Genomic DNA, 17,554 nt, shown 5'->3' on the forward strand with positions numbered 1-17,554 from the left:
CGTGTACGCACGAGCCGCCCGCTTGCTCAAATACGACATCGCTGGCGCCGGCAAGCAAAACGTAAAATTTTAATCGTTTGCGCCGAACCACGCTTCGGTGCGCCTGTACAGCTCGACGAAGCGCGCGTGGCGCGCGGCAAGCGCCGCATCCCCGCCCGGCGTGGCCACGCACGACGCCGCCGGCGCGAGCGCGGCAAGCTCGGCCGCCCGCCAATGCCCCGCCGCGACACCCGCAAGCAGCGCCGCGCCACGCGCGGCGGCATGCGGGCAATCGACGGCGAGCAATTCGACGTCGAGCGCGTCGGCCAGCAATTGACGCCAGCGCGGCTCGATCGAGCCGCCGCCCGCGAGCCGCAACGCACGCACTGGCAAGCCGTGCGCACGGATCGCATCGAGCCCCGCGCGCAACGCGAACGCAACGCCCTCGAACGCGGCGCGCATCAGCGCGCCCCGTGCGTCGCCCAGCGTGAGGCCGAGCCAGCCGCCGCGCGCCGCGGGGTTCATCCACGGTGAACGCTCCCCCGTCAAATACGGCAGAAAACTGAGCTGCGGCGACGCCGGCAGGGAAAACGCGTCGTCGTAGGCCGAGCGCCAGTCAGGATAGACAAGCCAGCCGCGCGCCGCATCGAGCGCGATCCCGACGTTCTGCATCGCCGCCATCGTGTAATAGCGCACGCCGAGCGCCGTCCGGTAACGGTGCAGCCCGGCGCGCGGCGCGCCCGCCCGCTCGCTCAGCACGACGATCTGGCCGCCCGTGCCGGTGGTAAGCAGCGCGTCGCCGTCGTGCACGAGGCCGCTGCCGAGCGCCGCGCACGGCGTGTCGCCCGCGCCCGTGGCAAGCGGGATGCCGGCCGGCATCCCGAGCGCGCCCGCGGCATCGGCCGACAGCGCGCCGCAGACCGCATGCGACGCGCGCAGCGGCGCGAACAGCGCACGCGGCAAGCCGAGCGCGTCGATCAGCGCGTCGTCCCAATCGCCGTCCGGGCTCGCGAGCGCGGTCGCGCACGCATCGGACGGATCGCTCGCGCTCTCGCCGCCCAGCGCGGCGCGCAGCCAGTCCTTCGGCTGCCACGCCCAGCGCGCGGCATGCAGCAGATCCGGCTCGTGCAACGCCAGCCATGCGAGCAGCGGCCCTGCCATGCCGGGCGAGACGGGATTGGGCGCGCGCGGCCGGTGCGCAGGCTGCGGCTCGCCCGCATTCGATCCGGACGCGGCCTGCCCGGCCGCGCCGCTGCACTGCCCGATCGTGTCGACCGCCGCCGGCCCGCCGACGCCCGGCCAACCCGCAACGAGCGCCGATGCGCGCGTATCCGGCCACAGCATCGCTGGGCGCAGCGCGTCTCCAGCCGCATCGGCCAGCACCACACCGTGCATCTGTCCTGACAAGCCGATCGCGCCGATGCGCGCGCGTTCACCGTCGGGCAAGCGCCGCGCGGCGTCGACGAGCGCGCGCCACCAAACGCGCACGTCGATTTCCGCGCAGCCCGGCTGCGGCGTCGCGACCGGGTACGCGGCGCACGCCGTCGCGCGCACCTGGCCGCCGCCGTCGACGATCGCGAGCTTCAACGAGCCTGTCCCCAGATCAATGCCGAGAAATCGCATGACGTAATCGCAATGGATATGCATAAGCCGGTGCCGATGATAACCGGCCCGCCGCCGCCCGGTCCCAGCGTCCACGCGAGCAGCCGGCTGAACGCGCGCGGCGGCCGCCGCGCGAACACCATGTCGAGTCTTCGATACCGAAGATAAATCCGGCGATATTTGACGGCATCGACCCGTCATTTTTGAACTGCGATAAAAGCACGGCGCACCGCCCACACCGCTTCATTATCCGGCCCCGAGCATGGACGCATCGTTTTTCCCGTCTCCGAGCGCATATCGGCGCAGCAAAGCCCGGAATAAAACCGGGCGATCTTGTTGCGATTCGCCGACGCGCATAACGTTGAGCCACTACCCCGACAAAATCATGGAGTGAGACAGATGCAATCGAACACGGTCCATCCGTGCGATGAAGTGTTGCCTGCCGGCAAGCTGCTGACGCTCGGCCTGCAACACGTTCTCGTGATGTATGCAGGCGCCGTCGCGGTGCCGTTGATCGTCGGCGGCGCGCTCAAACTGCCGAAGGATCAGCTTGCGTTCCTGATCAGCGCGGATCTGTTCGCGTGCGGCATCGCCACGCTGATTCAGACGTTGGGCGTCGCGATCTTCGGCATCCGGCTGCCGGTCATCATGGGCTGCACGTTCGCGGCCGTCGGCCCGATGATCGCGATCGGCACGAATCCCGGCCTCGGCATTCTGGACGTGTTCGGCGCGACGATCGCGGCCGGTGCGATCGGCATCGTGCTCGCGCCGGCCATCGGCCGGCTGCTGCGATTCTTTCCGCCCGTCGTCGTCGGTACCGTGATCGCGGTGATCGGGCTGTCGCTGATGGAAGTCGGCATCAACTGGGCGGCGGGCGGCGTCGGCAATCCGAACTACGGCGATCCGCTCTATCTCGGGCTGTCGTTCGTCGTGCTCGCGCTGATTCTCGCGATCAACCGGTTCGGCCGCGGCTTCGTCGCGAATATTTCGGTGCTGCTCGGCATCGTCGCGGGCTTCGCGATCGCATTCGCGACCGGCCGCGTGAACACCGACGGCATCGCCACCGCGCCGTGGGTCGGCTTCGTCGCGCCGTTCCATTTCGGGTGGCCGCATTTCGATCCGCTGTCGATCGCCACGATGGTCATCGTGATGTTCGTCACGTTCATCGAATCGACGGGAATGTTTCTCGCGGTGGGGGACATGGTCGAGCGGCCGGTCGATCGCGACACGCTCGTGCGCGGCTTACGCGTGGACGGCCTCGGCACGCTGATCGGCGGCATCTTCAATTCGTTCCCGCATACGTCGTTCTCGCAGAATGTCGGCCTGATCGGCGTGACAGGCGTGAAGAGCCGCTTCGTCTGCGCGACGGGCGGCGTGATCCTCGTGCTGCTCGGACTGTTTCCGAAGATGGCGCAGGTGGTCGCTTCCGTGCCGCCTTTCGTGCTCGGCGGCGCGGGAATCGTGATGTTCGGGATGGTCGCGGCGAACGGCATGAAGGTGCTGTCGAAGGTCGATTTCGTGCACCGCCATCACAATCTGTTCATCGTTGCGGTAAGCGTCGGGCTGGGGCTCGTTCCCGTCGTGTCGCCGCATTTCTTTTCGAAGCTGCCGGCCGCGCTCGCCCCGATTCTGCATAGCGGGATTCTGCTCGCGTCGGTATCGGCCGTCGTGCTCAACATCGTGTTCAACGGCATGAGCGGCGAACGCGACGCGCATCAAGCGATCCGGCAGGCAGGCCGCGATTTCGACCGGCGGCCGGCCGATCTTCATTGACGGCGGCGTGCCGCGCGCGCCGGGGCTCGGCGCTCGCGATGAACGCACGAGCCGGCCGGGGCGCGCGCCGCCCTTCCATGCGCGCCGCGTGCCGGCCCGCCAACGCGATGAATGCAGCGATTTGACGGCACGCTGCGCGCCCGTCAACGAAAACACCCCGAAGGCCGGAAAGAAACCTCCGGCTTTCGGGGTGCGGTACAGCGTCACGCGAGATATTTCATCCGCACGGCCAACCTGCGATGCAGCGGTCAACCGCCGTTGCGCTCGCCTCGGCGCGGCGGCCGTCCGAGCCACGGGACGGCGAATGAATTTCCGTTCGCCTGCCGCGCGGCCGTCGCGAATGCTCAGCTTGGCGTCACGGCGGCAGCCGATGCGGCCTGCGCGGCGGACGCCGCCGCAGGCGCAGCCGCATTACCGTAATCGACCGGCGCATCGGCCGGACGCGGCGTCTCACCCGCCCGCTCGATCCATCCGCCGCCCAGCGCGCGGTACAGATCCACCAGGCTCGTCCACCGCGCAAGGCGCGCGGTGATCAGCGATTGCTGCGCCGAGTACAGATCCGTCTGCGCCGTCAGCACCGACAGATAGCTGTCGACGCCGTTCTTATAACGCAGATCCGACAGATCGAACCGCCGCTGCTGCGCGTGCTCGTTGCGCTCCAGCGCCGCAATCTGCTGGTCATACGTGCCGCGCGCCGCCAACCCGTCCGACACCTCCCGGAACGCCGACTGAATCGCCTTCTCGTAGTTCGCGATCTCGATGCGTTTTTGCACGTTCGCGTAATTCAGATTCGCGATGTTTTGCCCGCCTTCGAAGATCGGCATCGTGATCTGCGGCGCGAACGACCACGCCGCCGTGCCCGCCTTGAACAGCCCCCCGAGCGTCGGGCTCGCCGTTCCGAAGGCGCCCGTCAGCGAAATCCGCGGGAAGAATGCGGCGCGCGCCGCGCCGATGTTCGCATTCGCCGCCAGCAACTGCTGCTCCGCTTCCATGATGTCCGGACGGCGCGTCAGCAGATCGGACGGCAGCCCCGCCGGAATGTCCGTCAGCAGGTTCTGCGCGTCCAGCGGCAGCCCTGCCGGCAGGTCCTCGGGCAGCGGCTCGCCGATCAGCAGCACCAGCGCGTTCAACGCCTGCGCGCGAGCGCGCGCCTGCGCCTGCTGGTTCGCCAAGGCCGTCTCGACCACCGTCTGCGCCTGCCGCAGCGACAGCTCCGTGCCCGTGCCGTTATCGAATTGCAGCTTCGTCAGGTTATATGACGACTGCGCGGTTTTCAGCGTGTTCTCCGTCACCCTCAGCAGATCATCGGTCGACAGCAGCGTCAGATACTGGTCGGCCACCTGCGAGACGAGCGAAATCTCCGCCGCCTTGCGCGCCTGGGCGGTCGCCAGATACTGCGCGAGCGCCTGATCCTTCAGGCTCTGCAGCCGGCCGAACAGATCCAGCTCCCACGACGCCGACAGCCCGACGTTGTAGGTTGTCGTGATATTGCGGCCCGGCACCGCCGTCAGCGCGTTCGGCAACCGCTGGCGATCGCCCGTGCCGCTCGCGTCGAGCGCCGGGAACAGCGCCGCGCGCGTGATCTGATACTGCGCGCGCGCCGCCTCGACGTTCAGCACCGACACCCGGAGGTCGCGATTGTTTTTCAGCGCGATCTCGATCAGCCGCTGCAGCCGCGGATCGGCAAAGAACTCGCGCCAGCCGATCTCGGCGGCCGATTGGCCGTTCGCGCTGCGCGCGCCCGGCGCGGCACCCGGCTGCGCCGCATACACGCCGTCGGTCGGGAACGCGCCGGATACCGGCGCGGCCGGGCGCTCATAGCGCGGCGCCAGCGTGCAACCCGCCGCGACCAGCGCGACCGCGAGCGCGGTCAAAGCATAGATTGGCTTCATCAGTTATTCCTTCCTGCCAGCGTCGTCATCGCCGTGCTTCGGCGCTTCGGTGCGATGCGAGTGCTCCTGAGCGAGACGCAGCGCGTCGTCGGCATCTTCCTTCTCGCCGCTGAACACCGCGCGCACCTTCACGAAGAACATCGGGATCATGAAGATCGCGAGGAACGTCGCGGTGATCATCCCGCCGATCACGCCGGTACCGATCGCGTGCTGGCTCGCCGAGCCCGCGCCGTTACTGATCGCAAGCGGCAGCACGCCGAGAATGAACGCGAGCGACGTCATCAGAATCGGACGCAACCGCAACCGCGCCGATTCCAGCGCCGCCTCGATCGGCCCCATCTTCTCGGTGATCTGCAGCTCGCGCGCGAATTCGACGATCAGAATCGCGTTTTTCGCCGACAAGCCCACCGTGGTCAACAAGCCCACCTGGAAGAACACGTCGTTCTCCAGCCCGCGCAGCGTCGCCGCAAGCAGCGCGCCGATCACGCCGAGCGGCACGACCATGATCACCGAGAACGGAATCGACCAGCTTTCATACAGCGCCGCGAGACACAGGAACACGACGAGAATCGAGATCGCGTACAGGATCGGCGCCTGCGAGCCCGACTGGATTTCCTGGAACGACAGCCCCGTCCACGAATAGCCGATGCCCGTCGGCAGCTTCTTCGAGAGCGCTTCCATCGCCGCCATCGCCTGGCCAGTCGACTTGCCCGGCGCGGCCTGGCCCTGGATTTCCATCGCCGAGACGCCGTTGTAACGCTCGAGCTTCGGCGAGCCATACGTCCAGTGTCCGGTCGCGAACGAGCTGAACGGCACCATTCCGCCCGCACCGTTGCGCACATACCAGATGTTCAGATCTTCCGGCTGCATCCGGAACGGCGCATCCGCCTGCACGTAGACCTTCTTGATCCGGCCGTCGATATCGAGGAAGTTGTTCACGTAGCTCGACGCCCAGGCGATCGAGAACGTCTGGTCGATCGCCGCCGGCGTGACACCGAGCGCATTCGCCTTCTCGCGATCGATGTCGACCTTGTACTGCGGCGTATCGTTCAGGCCGTTCGGACGCACGCCCATCAGCGTCGGGTCCTTCGCGGCCATCCCGAGCAACTGGTTGCGCGCGGCCATCAACGCGTCGTGGCCGAGGCCCGCGTTGTCGGTCAGCTCGAAGTCGAAGCCGGCCGCCGTGCCCAGCTCCGGAATCGACGGCGGGTTGAACGGAATCACCATCGCATCTTTGTAGCCCGCGTAGCGCCCGAACATCCGGCCGATCAACGCCTGTACCTTCTGGTTCGCGCTCTGCCGCTTCGAGAAGTCCTTCAGCCTGACGAACACGAGACCCGAGTTCTGGCCGCGCCCCGCAAAGCTGAAGCCGTTCACCGTGAATGCCGATTCGACGATGTCCTTCTCGTCGTTGAGCAGATAGTCGGTGATGTTCGCGAGCGTCTTCGCGGTCGTCTCCTGCGTCGAGCCCGACGGCGTCTGCACGATCACGAACATCAGGCCCTGGTCTTCGTCCGGCAGGAACGACTTCGGCAGTCGCACGAACAGCAGGCCCACCGCGACGATCACCGCCAGATAGATGATGAGCCAGCGTCCCGAGCGCTTGATCACGTGGTGCACGCCGACGTGGTATTTGTCGCGGCTCTTGTTGAAGGTACGGTTGAACCAGCCGAAGAAACCCTTCTTCTCGTCGTGATGCCCCTGCGGAATCGGCTTGAGGATCGTCGCGCACAGCGCGGGCGTCAGAATCAGCGCGACGAGCACCGACAGCACCATCGCCGAGACGATCGTCAGCGAGAACTGCCGGTAGATCGCGCCGACCGAGCCGCCCGAGAACGCAACCGGCACGAACACCGCCGACAGCACGAGCGCCACGCCGACGAGCGCGCCGGTGATCTGCCCCATCGCCTTCTTCGTCGCCTCCTTCGGCGGCAAGCCCTCCTCGGCCATCACCCGCTCGACGTTCTCGACGACGACGATCGCATCGTCGACGAGCAGGCCGATCGCGAGCACGAGACCGAACATCGACAGCGTGTTGATCGAGAAGCCGACCGCCGACATGATCGCGAACGTACCGAGCAGCACGACCGGCACCGCGATCGTCGGAATGATCGTCGCGCGCAGGTTCTGCAGGAACAGATACATCACGAGGAACACGAGGACGATACCCTCGAGCAGCGTCTTCACCACTTCCTCGATCGACAGCCGCACGAACGGCGTCGTGTCATACGGATACTTGACGACGAGACCATGCGGGAAGAACGGCGCCAATTCGTCGATCTTCGCGCGCACCGCCTTCGCGGTCGCGAGCGCGTTCGCGTTCGTCGCGAGCTGGATACCCATCGCGGCGGACGGCTGCCCGTTGTACTTCGTGTCGAAGTTGTAGTTTTCCGCGCCAAGATTGATCTTCGCGACGTCCTTGAGCAGCACGCGCGAACCGTCCTGATTGACCTTCAGCAGCACGTTGCCGAACTGCTCGGGCGTGCGCAGCAGCGTCGCCTCGGTGATCGTCGCCTGCAGCACGGTGCCCGGCTCGGCCGGCGTGCCGCCGAGTTGGCCGCCCGCGACCTGCACGTTCTGCGAACTGATCGCGCTCGTCACGTCGACCGGCGTGAGCCCATAGTTGGTCAGTTTGGTCGGGTCGAGCCAGATCCGCATCGCGTACTGCGAGCCGAACAGCGTGACGGTGCCGACGCCGTTGATCCGGCTGATCGGGTCCTTCACGTGCGACGCGACGAAGTTCGCCAGGTCGTACCGGTTCATGCTGCCGTCTTCGGAGTTGAACGCGAGCACGAGCAGGAAGCTGCTGCTCGACTTCGTCACCGACAAGCCGAGCTGCTGAACCACCTGCGGCAGAATCGGCGTCGCAAGCGACAGCTTGTTCTGCACCTGCACCTGCGCGATATCCGGATTCGTGCCCGGCGCGAACGTCAGCGTGATCGTCGCGGTGCCCGAGTCGTCACTCGTCGACGACATATACAGGAAGTTGTCGAGACCGCTCATCTGCTGCTCGATCACCTGCGTCACCGTGTCTTCCACCGTCTTCGCGGAAGCGCCGGGGTAGTTCGCGCTGATCTGAATCGACGGCGGCGCGATGGTCGGATACTGCGCGATCGGCAGCGTGAAGATCGCCGCGACGCCGGCCAGCATCAGAATGATGGCGATCACCCATGCAAAGATCGGGCGATCGATAAAAAACTTTGCCATGAAACAGGCCCCCTGCTGTTAACGCGCGCTCGAAGCCGCGGCGGCGCTTGCGGATGAAGCGCCCGAGGCCGCGCCCGGCGCAGCGGAAGCGGACGGCGCCGCGCCCGGCGATGCCCCTGCCTGCGCCTGCGACGCCGCGCCCGGCGCATCTCCGGCCGCCGGCAACTGTGTCGGCACCGCCTTCACCGTCATCCCGGGCTGCACCTTCCCGGTGCCCTGCACGATCACCCGGTCGCCCGCCGACAAGCCGCCCTCGACTACCCAGTTCTGCCCTTGCATCCCCGACGTCGTCAGCACCCGCGGCGCAACCTTTCCGTCGCCGCCGACCACCAGCGCCACCGCCTGCCCCTTTGCGTCATGCGTGACGCCTATCTGCGGCACGAGGAACGCGTTCTCGTTGACCCCTTCCTCGATCCGAGCCCGCACGAACATGCCGGGCAGCAGCACGCGCTGCTTGTTCGGGAAGATCGCCCGGACCGTCACCGAACCCGTCGTCTGATCCACCGTCGCGTCGGTGAATTGCAGCTTGCCCTGCTCCGGATACGGCTTGCCGTCCTCCAGTATCAACGTCACCTTCGCCGCCCCCGGGCCGTCCTTCTTCAGCCGTCCGCTCTGGATGTCCTGGCGCAGCTTCAGCCCGTCCAGGCTCGATTGCGTCAGATCGACGTACACCGGGTCCAGCTGCTGCACCGTCGACATCAGCGTCGCCTGGCTCGCCTGCACGTATGCGCCCGGCGTCACTTGCGAAATCCCGACGCGCCCCGAAATCGGCGACACCACGTCCGTGTACCCGAGGTTGATCTGCGCCGTATCCACGGCGGCCTTGCCCGCGGCCACGTCCGCGGCCGCCTGACCTTGCGCGGCCACCGCGTTGTCGTAGTCTTGCTTGCTGACCGCGTTCGCCGCCACCAGCACCTTGTAGCGCGCGACCAATGCGTTCTGCGTCGCGAGATTCGCCTGCGCCTTCGCGAGCGTCGCCTTCGCGCTGTTCAGCGTCGCGATATACGGCGCGGGATCGATCTTGTACAGCCGCTGCCCCGCCTTCACGTCGCTGCCTTCCACGAATTCCCGGCGCAACACGATCCCGTCCACGCGCGCGCGGACCTGCGCGACCAGGAACGCATTCGTGCGCCCCGGCAACTCGGTGACGACCGGCACCGACTGCGGCTGAACCGTGACAACTCCGACTTCCGGCGTTTGCGGCGCAGGAGCCGATTCTTTTTTTCCGCACGCGGCCAGGAAAACGGCGGCCGTCGCAACAGTGATTAAGCGGTATGGAACCCGTTCGACGCGCATGGAGCGACCTCGTTTGTAGCAAAAGAAATAAGCGCCAACCCGCTGGAACACGAAACGCTTCCTGCTCCGTGCGCCGCGGATCGGACAACTGAATTGCTTGACTGCGGATGCAAAACTTGCCAGCGGCACGCGACCACCGTGCCGGGATGCCGTCGCGCAAACCGCGCGCGACACTGAGGAGGGAAATCAGCAGAAACGGATAATAACTGATTGCCTCATAAGCGATTCAGTCGTAGCCTAGCATTGTATATACATTCACGAATGTATGTAAAATAACTTTATGCACCGCACAATTTCTTACAAATTACCATCGTTTACGACGCATCGGCCGGCGGGGCCTGCTTCCGGGCGCGGCGTTCACGATATCCTTCATTTTTCTTACACATGATCCCGCCCCTGCCCACGACGAGCCCCTAATGGTCAGACGCACGAAAGAGGAGGCGCTCGCCACCCGCGACCGGATTCTCGACGCCGCCGAGCACGTCTTCTTCGAGAAAGGCGTGTCGCATACGTCGCTTGCCGATATCGCCCGGCATGCGGGCGTGACGCGCGGCGCGATCTATTGGCATTTCGCGAGCAAGAGCGAACTGTTCGACGCGATGTTCGACCGCGTGCTGATGCCACTGGACGAACTGAAGGCCGACACGGGCAAAACGCTCGCCGATCCGCTCGGGAGGGTCCGCGAGATCCTGACCTGGTGCCTGCTGGGTGCCGCGCGCGACCCGCAGCTGCAGCGCGTGTTCAGCATCCTGTTCATGAAGTGCGAGTACGTGGCGGACATGGGGCCGCTCCTCGAGCGCCACCGCGCGAGCATGCTCGACGCGCTGAACAACCTCGAAGCCGATCTCGCGCAGGCGGTCGCGAACGGCCAGATGCCGGCCGATCTCGATACGTGGCGCGCGTCGCTGATGCTGCATACGCTCGTCAGCGGCTTCGTGCGCGATATGCTGATGCTGCCCAACGAGATCGACGCGAACTGTCATGCGGAGAAGCTCGTCGACGCGTGCCTCGACATGCTGCGCACTAGCGCGTCGATGCGGCGCGATCCGGCCTGACGCGCGCGCGCCGTGCGCCGTGCGCCGCTCGGCCGCGCGCAGCCGTCCGCGACCGCCCCGCGCGCGCCGGGCGTTGCCCGGCGTTGCTCAACCGCGTTCAGCGCGCCGCGCCCTCGCGCGCTGGTTCGACGCATAGATGTTGTCGCGCGCGAGCGTCTCGCCCTTGGCAAGCGCGTCGATCCAGTCGCGCGTCGATGTCACCGCCGCGAAATTCGACTGCATCACGACCGTGAACGCGCGGTGAATCTCTTGCGCACTCGCCGCGCCCGCCGCGTTCTCGTATGACAGCGCGCCTGTCGCGTCGGCCAGATACTCGAGCGCATACCCTGCCTGCGCCGCCTGATAAACGGTCGATGCATTGCAGTTGTGCGTCATGTAGCCGGCAATCGCAAGCGTGTCGATCCGATGGGCGTCGAGCCACGCGGCCAGACCGGTGCCGATGAACGCGCTCGCCTTCTGCTTCTCGATCCGGTACGCGAACGCACGCGATGCGACCACCGGGTGCAGCGCGGCGCCGTCGCTGCCGCGCGCGAAAATCGGCGAGCCGGCCGGCGTGACGTGCTCGACGACCACGACCGGCACCCCCGCGTCGTGCGCCGCGTCGATCGCGCGCCCGATGTTCGCGAGCGACGTATCGACATCCGGATATTCAATCGGCAGATTGCCCGTCACGTATTCATTCTGCACATCGATGACGAGCAGCGCGCGGCGGGGAAAAGAAGCGGACATGGGAGGCTCCTGGCAAATGAACGGGAACGCCGGACAGGTTGACGGCCGAATCGCGCGGCCCGGCTGCGGCGCGACTCGCTACCGCGGATTGTTCGCGCACAGGCCATTGCCCGATAGCGGCCCGATTGCCAATATTCGCTAGAATCGGGCCAATCGTCCGCCTCCCGGAGTCCGATCGATGCGCATCGCCGCCGCTTCCGAACCGCCGCATGTCGTCGCTGTCGTTGCCTACGACGGCATCAGCCCGTTTCATCTTTCAGTGCCGTGCATCGTGTTCGGCGAATCCCGCCCCGGCGAGCCGCGTTTCGAATTGCGCGTGTGCGCGACCGACGCGGGCGAACTGGCGACCACCAGCGGCTTCACGATCACCGCGCCGCACGGACTCGATGCGCTCGAAGGCGCCGACACCGTCATCGTGCCGTGCTGGCACGACGGCACGCAAACGCCGCCTGCCGCGCTCGTCGATGCGCTGCGCGCCGCGCACGCGAATGGCGCGCAGCTCGTCGGCCTGTGTCTCGGCGCGTTCGTGCTCGCGGCAACGGGCCTGCTCGACGGCCGAACGGCGACGACGCACTGGGCCTGGGCCGACGATTTCGCACAGCGCTATCCGCGCGTAACGCTAGACGCCCACGTGCTCTACATCGACGACGGCGACGTGATGACGTCGGCCGGCACCGCGGCGGGCCTCGACTGCTGCCTGCACGTGGTGCGCAAGCGGTATGGCGCGAGCGCCGCGAACCGGATCGCGCGGCGTCTCGTCATTCCGCCGCACCGGCAAGGCGGCCAGGCGCAGTTCGTGGACCAGCCAGTGGCCGCGAATCCGCGCGACGGCAGGCTCTCCGAACTGTTCGACTGGGTCCGCGAGAATCTTGCGCTGCCGCATACGCTCGATTCGCTCGCGGCGCGCGCACTGATGAGCCGGCGCACGTTCACGCGCCATTTCCGGCGCGCGACGGGCACGACGGTGAGCGCCTGGCTGCTCGCGCAGCGGCTCGCACGCGCGCAACAGTTGCTCGAGGCAACCGACCGGCCGATCGACGCGATTGCACAGACGGCGGGATTCAGCTCGAGCGCATCGCTGCGGCAGCATTTCGCCGAGGCGTTCGACACGTCGCCATCGGCTTACCGGCGCGAATTCCGTGGCGCTTGAGAAAAAAGCGCCGCGGCGCATGCGCAGGCTGCTCGCGATGAAACGGGCGCAAGCGGCGCGGCACGCGCGGCCGCCGCACCACTCCACTTGAGCGATTCAGGAAAGAAAACGCAGGCGACGCAAACAGCCGCTCGGCAGCGGATCTAACGCGTCAGCGCACCGCATACAACAACAATGCGACGAAGACGATCATCGCCGCCCATGCCCACGGCGGCAGCGGACTCGATTCGCGATGCCCGAGCGCGCCGGCGGCGCGCGCGGTCAGCGCGCCGTCGGCCGACATCGCAGGCGAGCGCTTCGCGCCGAGCGTCATGCTCGCGGGCCGCAAAAACACGTGCTGACGCGCGCGCGCACCGGCACGCGCGCGATTCGGCGCAAGCCCGTGCTTGGCCAGCACGATCTGGCCGAACTCCGTGAAGAAATCGTCGGCCAATTCGGCAAGCGCATCGCGCAGTTGCCTCACCGGCAGTTCGGCAAGCGGGCCGAACGCCGTCGCCCATATCGCATATTCGACCCGCGTTGCCGGTTTGGCCGGCAAATCGTCGCACTCGCCGCCGCGGCCTGCGCCGCCAGCCTCGCGCGGCGCGCATTCGGCAGGCGGCAACGACACGTCGATCTGGCCGCGCAGCGCGCCAAGCTCGTCCGAGCGCGCCCTGAAGTGCAGCGTATGCCGGGCCGATCCGGGTGCGTCGCCGTGCTCGCCCGCGACGACATGCGCGCGCACCTCGTAACGGGCGCGCAGCAGCCCAAAAGGCACCGACAGCGCAACCGAAAACTCGTCGCGCGACAGGCGCGAAAATGCTTCGCAGTACTCGAGACTCGCGCGCACAAGCGCGGGATCGTGCAGCGCATCGCGCACGACAAGCGGCGCGAGCGGTATCCACAATGCGTCGTGCAATTCCATGATCGCCTCCGCCGGTGAGTTCGATCAGTGCGCCATGCGCAGACGATCGGCACGTGCCATATCGAAGACGGCATCGCACCGACGCGCACGCATGGCCCGCGACGTTCGCTCGCCATCCTCGGCAATGCCGCCGGCGGCATACGGATGAAAACAGACAGCCCGAGCGCGCTGCCCGCCGAGCGCAATGCGATGGCAAAGCGCGCGCCGCGATGCATCGGCATCACGGCGCGGCTGGGGGAAAAGGCCGAACGGCTGTGCTTCGTACAGCGTCGAGGCGGCGCTCGATTCGGCATCGGCGATCCGGCTGCGGATCGCGCGCGCGCGAAAGCGGTTCGGCCCGGTTTCAATGCAGTGACTTGCGGCGTCGGACATCGGTTTCCTCCGAGGCCGCCACGCCTATACGCACCGGCCGGAAATTGGAATGGTCCACGGCAACAGATGCCGCTCACGCCCCATTATCAGCCAAACCGCCTGACGAATGTGCAAAATTTACTGCATGCGCCACGAGAACGCGACCTTCGCGCCCCCTTTCGCCGGCACGGCGACCGTTCGCGTCTGCTCGTTGCCGTTGTACGCGGCGCGGATCGTATAACGCCCCGGCGCGAGTCTGACAAGCATGTAAGGTCCGCGCGCGTCCGCCGCCAGCACCTCGCGGCCACGCGCATCGCGCACCGACACGCGAACGTCGGCAAGAAATTCGCCGCCCGCGCCGGTAAAGCGCAGTGCGAGCGGCCAGCGCCGTTCGTTGCGCTGGAATGCGCTCGATTCGTCCTGCCCCACGCCCCCCGAGACGAAGCTGACATTGCCTTGCCGCTGCACATCCGGCAAGCCGGACTGCGCAAACGCCGCGCCCGCGATGCCGAAAGTCAGCGCCGCCGCGGCCAGATACCTCGAAATGGCTTGCTGTCGCATGGTTCGCTCCTTGAGTTCGTCAGCCGGAAACGGCGGGCCGGCGCAGCGGCCCGCTCGAGCCGGACGAACTTGCCCGACCGGCTCAACCCAGATCGACCGGCACGAAGATCTGGGCGTCGTCACGCTGGATCAGCAACGCAAGATTGTTGCCCGCGCGCTTGACCACGTCGCGCAATTGCTCGGCGCTCGTCACCGGCGTGCCGTTCACCGCGAGAATCACGTCGCCCGGCTGAATGCCCGCGCCCGCGGCCGGCCCTGTCGATTGCTGGACGACGAGGCCGTGCGTAAGCGACGTGCCATTGCGCTCGCGCGGCGTGAGCGGCCGCACCGACACGCCCAGACGCCCCTGCTCGACGCTCGCGTCGCTGCTCACCGTCGTCTGGTTCTCGCCCAGCGACGCGAGCGTCACCGATACCGTCTTTTTCGACTTGTCCCGCCAGATTTGCAACTGGGCTTGCGTGCCGGGCTTCATGCTCGCGATCTGCGAAGGCAGCGTAGTGGAATCCTGTACCGGTACGCCGTTGACCGCAAGGATCACGTCGCCGGGCTGCAACCCCGCCTTCGCAGCGGGCCCCTTCGGATCGACCGCGCTGACGAGCGCGCCGTCCGGCTTGGGCAGACCGAACGAGCTGGCGAGCGTCTGATCGAGCCCCTGCACCGCGACGCCGAGCCGGCCGCGGCTCACATGGCCCGTCTTCACGAGTTCGTCCTTCACCTTGATCGCCTCGTTGATCGGAATCGCGAACGACAGCCCCTGGAAGCCGCCCGTCTGCGAGTAGATCATCGAGTTGATGCCGATCACTTCGCCTTGCAGATTGAACAGCGGGCCGCCCGAATTGCCGGGGTTCACCGGCACGTCGGTCTGAATGAACGGCGTGTAGTTCTCGTCAGGCAGCGCGCGCGATTTCGCGCTGATGATGCCCGAGGTCACCGTATTGTCGAAACCGTATGGCGAGCCGATTGCGACGACCCACTGGCCAACCTTGCTCTGCGCCGGATCGCCGACCTTGACGGTCGGCAAGCCGGACGCGTCGATCTTCAGCACCGCGACGTCCGACTGCTTGTCGGCGCCGACCACCTTCGCCTTGTATTCGCGCTTGTCGGTCAGTCTGACCGTCACGACGTTCGCGCCGTCGATCACATGCGCGTTGGTCAGGATATAACCGTCGGAACTGACGATGAAGCCCGAGCCCAGGCTCGTGCTCGGCTGATCGTCGGGCGGCTGCGGCCCCACGCCCATGCCCGGAATCTGTCCATAGAAATGTCTGAAGAACTGGTAGAACGGATCGTTCGGATCGAGCGGAATCTGCGGCATCCCGCGACGCTGCGCGGCACGCTGCACGACATGCTTCGCGCTGATATTGACGACGGCGGGCCCGTAGGTCTCGACCAGCCCGGAAAAATCGGGAACGCCGGTCTTGGCGGCGGCTTCGGCCGGCATCAGCGCGGCGACCGCCGGCGTGATGATCTGCGGCTCCGCATGACGCGTACCCGCCACGTACCCCGCCGACAACGCCGCGGCAACGGCCACGGCAACTGCGCCACGCGCAAGGAATCGGGTAGTCATATCGTTCTCCTTGTTTAATGGTTCGAAGCGTAACGAGCCTGTCTTAAAGCAGTCTTAACCGGCTTCGCAGACGAACGGGCAACGCGTATGCAAGGCGCGCAGCCGGTGAGGCAAGCATGCGCACGGCACATGCGCCGGTCAGATACCGGCCGCCCATCGTTCATGCGGCGTCACGCATCGGCCGCGCACGGCAACCTGACGCTGACGAGCAAGCCGCCCGCCGGCGCTTCGCCCATCTCGATGCTCGCGCGCTGCTGCGCGGCGATCCGCTTGACGATCGCAAGACCAAGGCCGCTGCCCGACACATCGGTACGCGCCCGCGCGGACGAATCGCGATAGAAGCGGTCGAACACGCGCTCGCGTTCGGCGGCCGGAATGCCGGGGCCGCTATCGCCGATCTGCACCAGCGCGCTCGCGCCGTCGCCGCGCGTGAGCGAGACGTCGATGCGCCCGCCTTGCGGCGTGTACTTCACCGCATTGTCGAGCAGGTTGTTGAACATCACGCGCAGCGCGGCGGGATCGGCGAGCACCGCCGCATCCTCGAGCGCCTCGAAGCCGAGATCGATATCGCGCCGCTGCGCGAGCGGCGCATGCGCGGCGACGCATTCCTCGACGAGCGCGCGCAAGTCGACGCGCTCGCGCACGGTTGCGTCGCCCGGCTCCGCGCGGGCGAGCGCGAGCAATTGCTCGGCAAGACGCGTCGCGCGCGTCACGCCGTTTTGCAGATCGGCGATCGCCTCGCGGCGCGATGCGTCGTCCTGCGCGCGCGCGACGAGCTGCGCCTGGATCTGCACGGCGGCAAGCGGCGTGCGCAGTTCGTGCGCGGCGTCCGCGACGAACGCCTTTTGCGTGTCGAGCGCGGCGGCCAGACGCGCGAGCAGTCCGTTCAGCGCGCGCACGAGCGGCCGCACCTCGAGCGGCAACGGCGTGTCGGGCAGCGCGTCGAGCGCGTCGGGCCGGCGCGCCTCCACCGCACGCGTGACGCGCTGCAACGGCGCAAGACCGCGCCCGATGATCATCCACACCGCCGCGCCGAGAAACGGCAGCAGCACGATGAGCGGCCAAAGCGTGCGCAGCGCGACGCTCGCGGCAAGCCGGTTGCGCACCGACAGCGGCTGCGCGAGCTGCACGACGTTGTCGCCGACGATCGCGCCATACACCCGCCACGCGCCGCGCTCGGTGCGCTCGGTCGAGAAGCCCAGCTCCGCGCGCGGTGCGATCGGCGCGCGCGGATGCGAAAAATACATCAGCACGCCGTTGCGGTTCCAGATCTGGATCACGATCCCCTCGTCGCCGTTCGTGTGCGAGCCCAGCACCTGCGAGAACGGTTCGGACGGCAACGCGGCCGCGATCAGTTGCAGCTGGTTGTCCATCACTTCGTTTGCCGCGTCGAGCGCCTGCCGGTAGATCAGCCAGCCGGCGATTCCGACGCCGGCCACGACAATCGCGAGCAGCCAGATCAGCAGTTGATGACGAATCGACTTCACG

At 67.0% G+C, this 17,554-nt stretch carries 13 protein-coding genes; 3 read left to right on the forward strand and 10 right to left on the reverse strand.

All coding sequences use genetic code 11. The features are described 5' to 3' along the window. Positions 1 to 69: 69 nt before the first annotated feature. Positions 70 to 1,602, reverse strand: a complete 1,533-nt coding sequence (locus AQ611_RS14665) for a xylulokinase (RefSeq protein WP_069235323.1) — start codon at positions 1,600 to 1,602, stop codon at positions 70 to 72. Positions 1,603 to 1,980: 378 nt separating this feature from the next. On the opposite strand from AQ611_RS14665, the gene AQ611_RS14670 reads away from it, so the two are divergent. Continuing rightward, the gene (locus AQ611_RS14670) at positions 1,981 to 3,354 is read left to right on the forward strand and encodes a nucleobase:cation symporter-2 family protein (protein ID WP_059520536.1); all 1,374 of its coding nucleotides are present in this window, start codon (positions 1,981 to 1,983) and stop codon (positions 3,352 to 3,354) included. 344 nt (positions 3,355 to 3,698) lie between these two features. Here the strand turns inward: AQ611_RS14670 and AQ611_RS14675 are convergent, their stop codons facing one another. The 3 genes from AQ611_RS14675 to AQ611_RS14685 are packed head-to-tail and all read right to left on the reverse strand — an operon-like array spanning position 3,699 to position 9,749. Then, positions 3,699 to 5,246, reverse strand: coding sequence for an efflux transporter outer membrane subunit (locus AQ611_RS14675; RefSeq protein ID WP_069234929.1), 1,548 nt, complete (start codon positions 5,244 to 5,246; stop codon positions 3,699 to 3,701). Positions 5,247 to 5,249: 3 nt separating this feature from the next. Next, entirely contained in the window at positions 5,250 to 8,453 is a 3,204-nt protein-coding gene (locus AQ611_RS14680) for an efflux RND transporter permease subunit (protein ID WP_069234930.1), read from the reverse strand. Between the two features lie 18 nt (positions 8,454 to 8,471). Next, positions 8,472 to 9,749: an efflux RND transporter periplasmic adaptor subunit gene (locus tag AQ611_RS14685; protein WP_069234931.1), complete on the reverse strand. Its 1,278-nt coding sequence runs from the start codon at positions 9,747 to 9,749 to the stop codon at positions 8,472 to 8,474. A gap of 416 nt (positions 9,750 to 10,165) precedes the next feature. Between AQ611_RS14685 and AQ611_RS14690 the strand changes: the two genes are divergently transcribed. After that, a complete protein-coding gene (locus tag AQ611_RS14690) occupies positions 10,166 to 10,804 on the forward strand; it encodes a TetR family transcriptional regulator (protein ID WP_069234932.1) in 639 nt (212 codons plus the stop codon). Between the two features lie 87 nt (positions 10,805 to 10,891). Here the strand turns inward: AQ611_RS14690 and AQ611_RS14695 are convergent, their stop codons facing one another. Further along, positions 10,892 to 11,533 carry an isochorismatase family protein gene (locus AQ611_RS14695; RefSeq protein ID WP_069234933.1) on the reverse strand — a complete coding sequence of 214 codons (642 nt, stop codon included), beginning with the start codon at positions 11,531 to 11,533 and terminating at the stop codon, positions 10,892 to 10,894. A gap of 178 nt (positions 11,534 to 11,711) precedes the next feature. Between AQ611_RS14695 and AQ611_RS14700 the strand changes: the two genes are divergently transcribed. After that, positions 11,712 to 12,683 carry a helix-turn-helix domain-containing protein gene (locus AQ611_RS14700; RefSeq protein WP_069234934.1) on the forward strand — a complete coding sequence of 324 codons (972 nt, stop codon included), beginning with the start codon at positions 11,712 to 11,714 and terminating at the stop codon, positions 12,681 to 12,683. 151 nt (positions 12,684 to 12,834) lie between these two features. On the opposite strand, the gene AQ611_RS14705 is transcribed toward AQ611_RS14700, so the two are convergent. The 5 genes from AQ611_RS14705 to AQ611_RS14725 all read right to left on the reverse strand — a co-directional run bounded on the left by AQ611_RS14705 (position 12,835) and on the right by AQ611_RS14725 (position 17,553). Further along, positions 12,835 to 13,587, reverse strand: coding sequence for an SRPBCC family protein (locus AQ611_RS14705; protein ID WP_059520543.1), 753 nt, complete (start codon positions 13,585 to 13,587; stop codon positions 12,835 to 12,837). A gap of 24 nt (positions 13,588 to 13,611) precedes the next feature. Then, a complete protein-coding gene (locus tag AQ611_RS14710; protein WP_069234935.1) occupies positions 13,612 to 13,959 on the reverse strand; it encodes a hypothetical protein in 348 nt (115 codons plus the stop codon). 117 nt (positions 13,960 to 14,076) lie between these two features. Then, on the reverse strand, positions 14,077 to 14,499 hold the full coding sequence (locus AQ611_RS14715) for a carboxypeptidase regulatory-like domain-containing protein (protein ID WP_059520545.1): 423 nt from the start codon (positions 14,497 to 14,499) through the stop codon (positions 14,077 to 14,079). An 82-nt stretch (positions 14,500 to 14,581) separates the two neighbouring features. Continuing rightward, positions 14,582 to 16,066 (reverse strand): DegQ family serine endoprotease, encoded by a 1,485-nt coding sequence (locus tag AQ611_RS14720; protein WP_059520546.1) that lies wholly within the window; start codon positions 16,064 to 16,066, stop codon positions 14,582 to 14,584. Between the two features lie 170 nt (positions 16,067 to 16,236). After that, entirely contained in the window at positions 16,237 to 17,553 is a 1,317-nt protein-coding gene (locus AQ611_RS14725; RefSeq protein WP_059520547.1) for an ATP-binding protein, read from the reverse strand. Position 17,554: the final 1 nt, after the last annotated feature.

This window comes from Burkholderia singularis (assembly GCF_001718875.1).
Taxonomy (GTDB): domain Bacteria; phylum Pseudomonadota; class Gammaproteobacteria; order Burkholderiales; family Burkholderiaceae; genus Burkholderia; species Burkholderia singularis.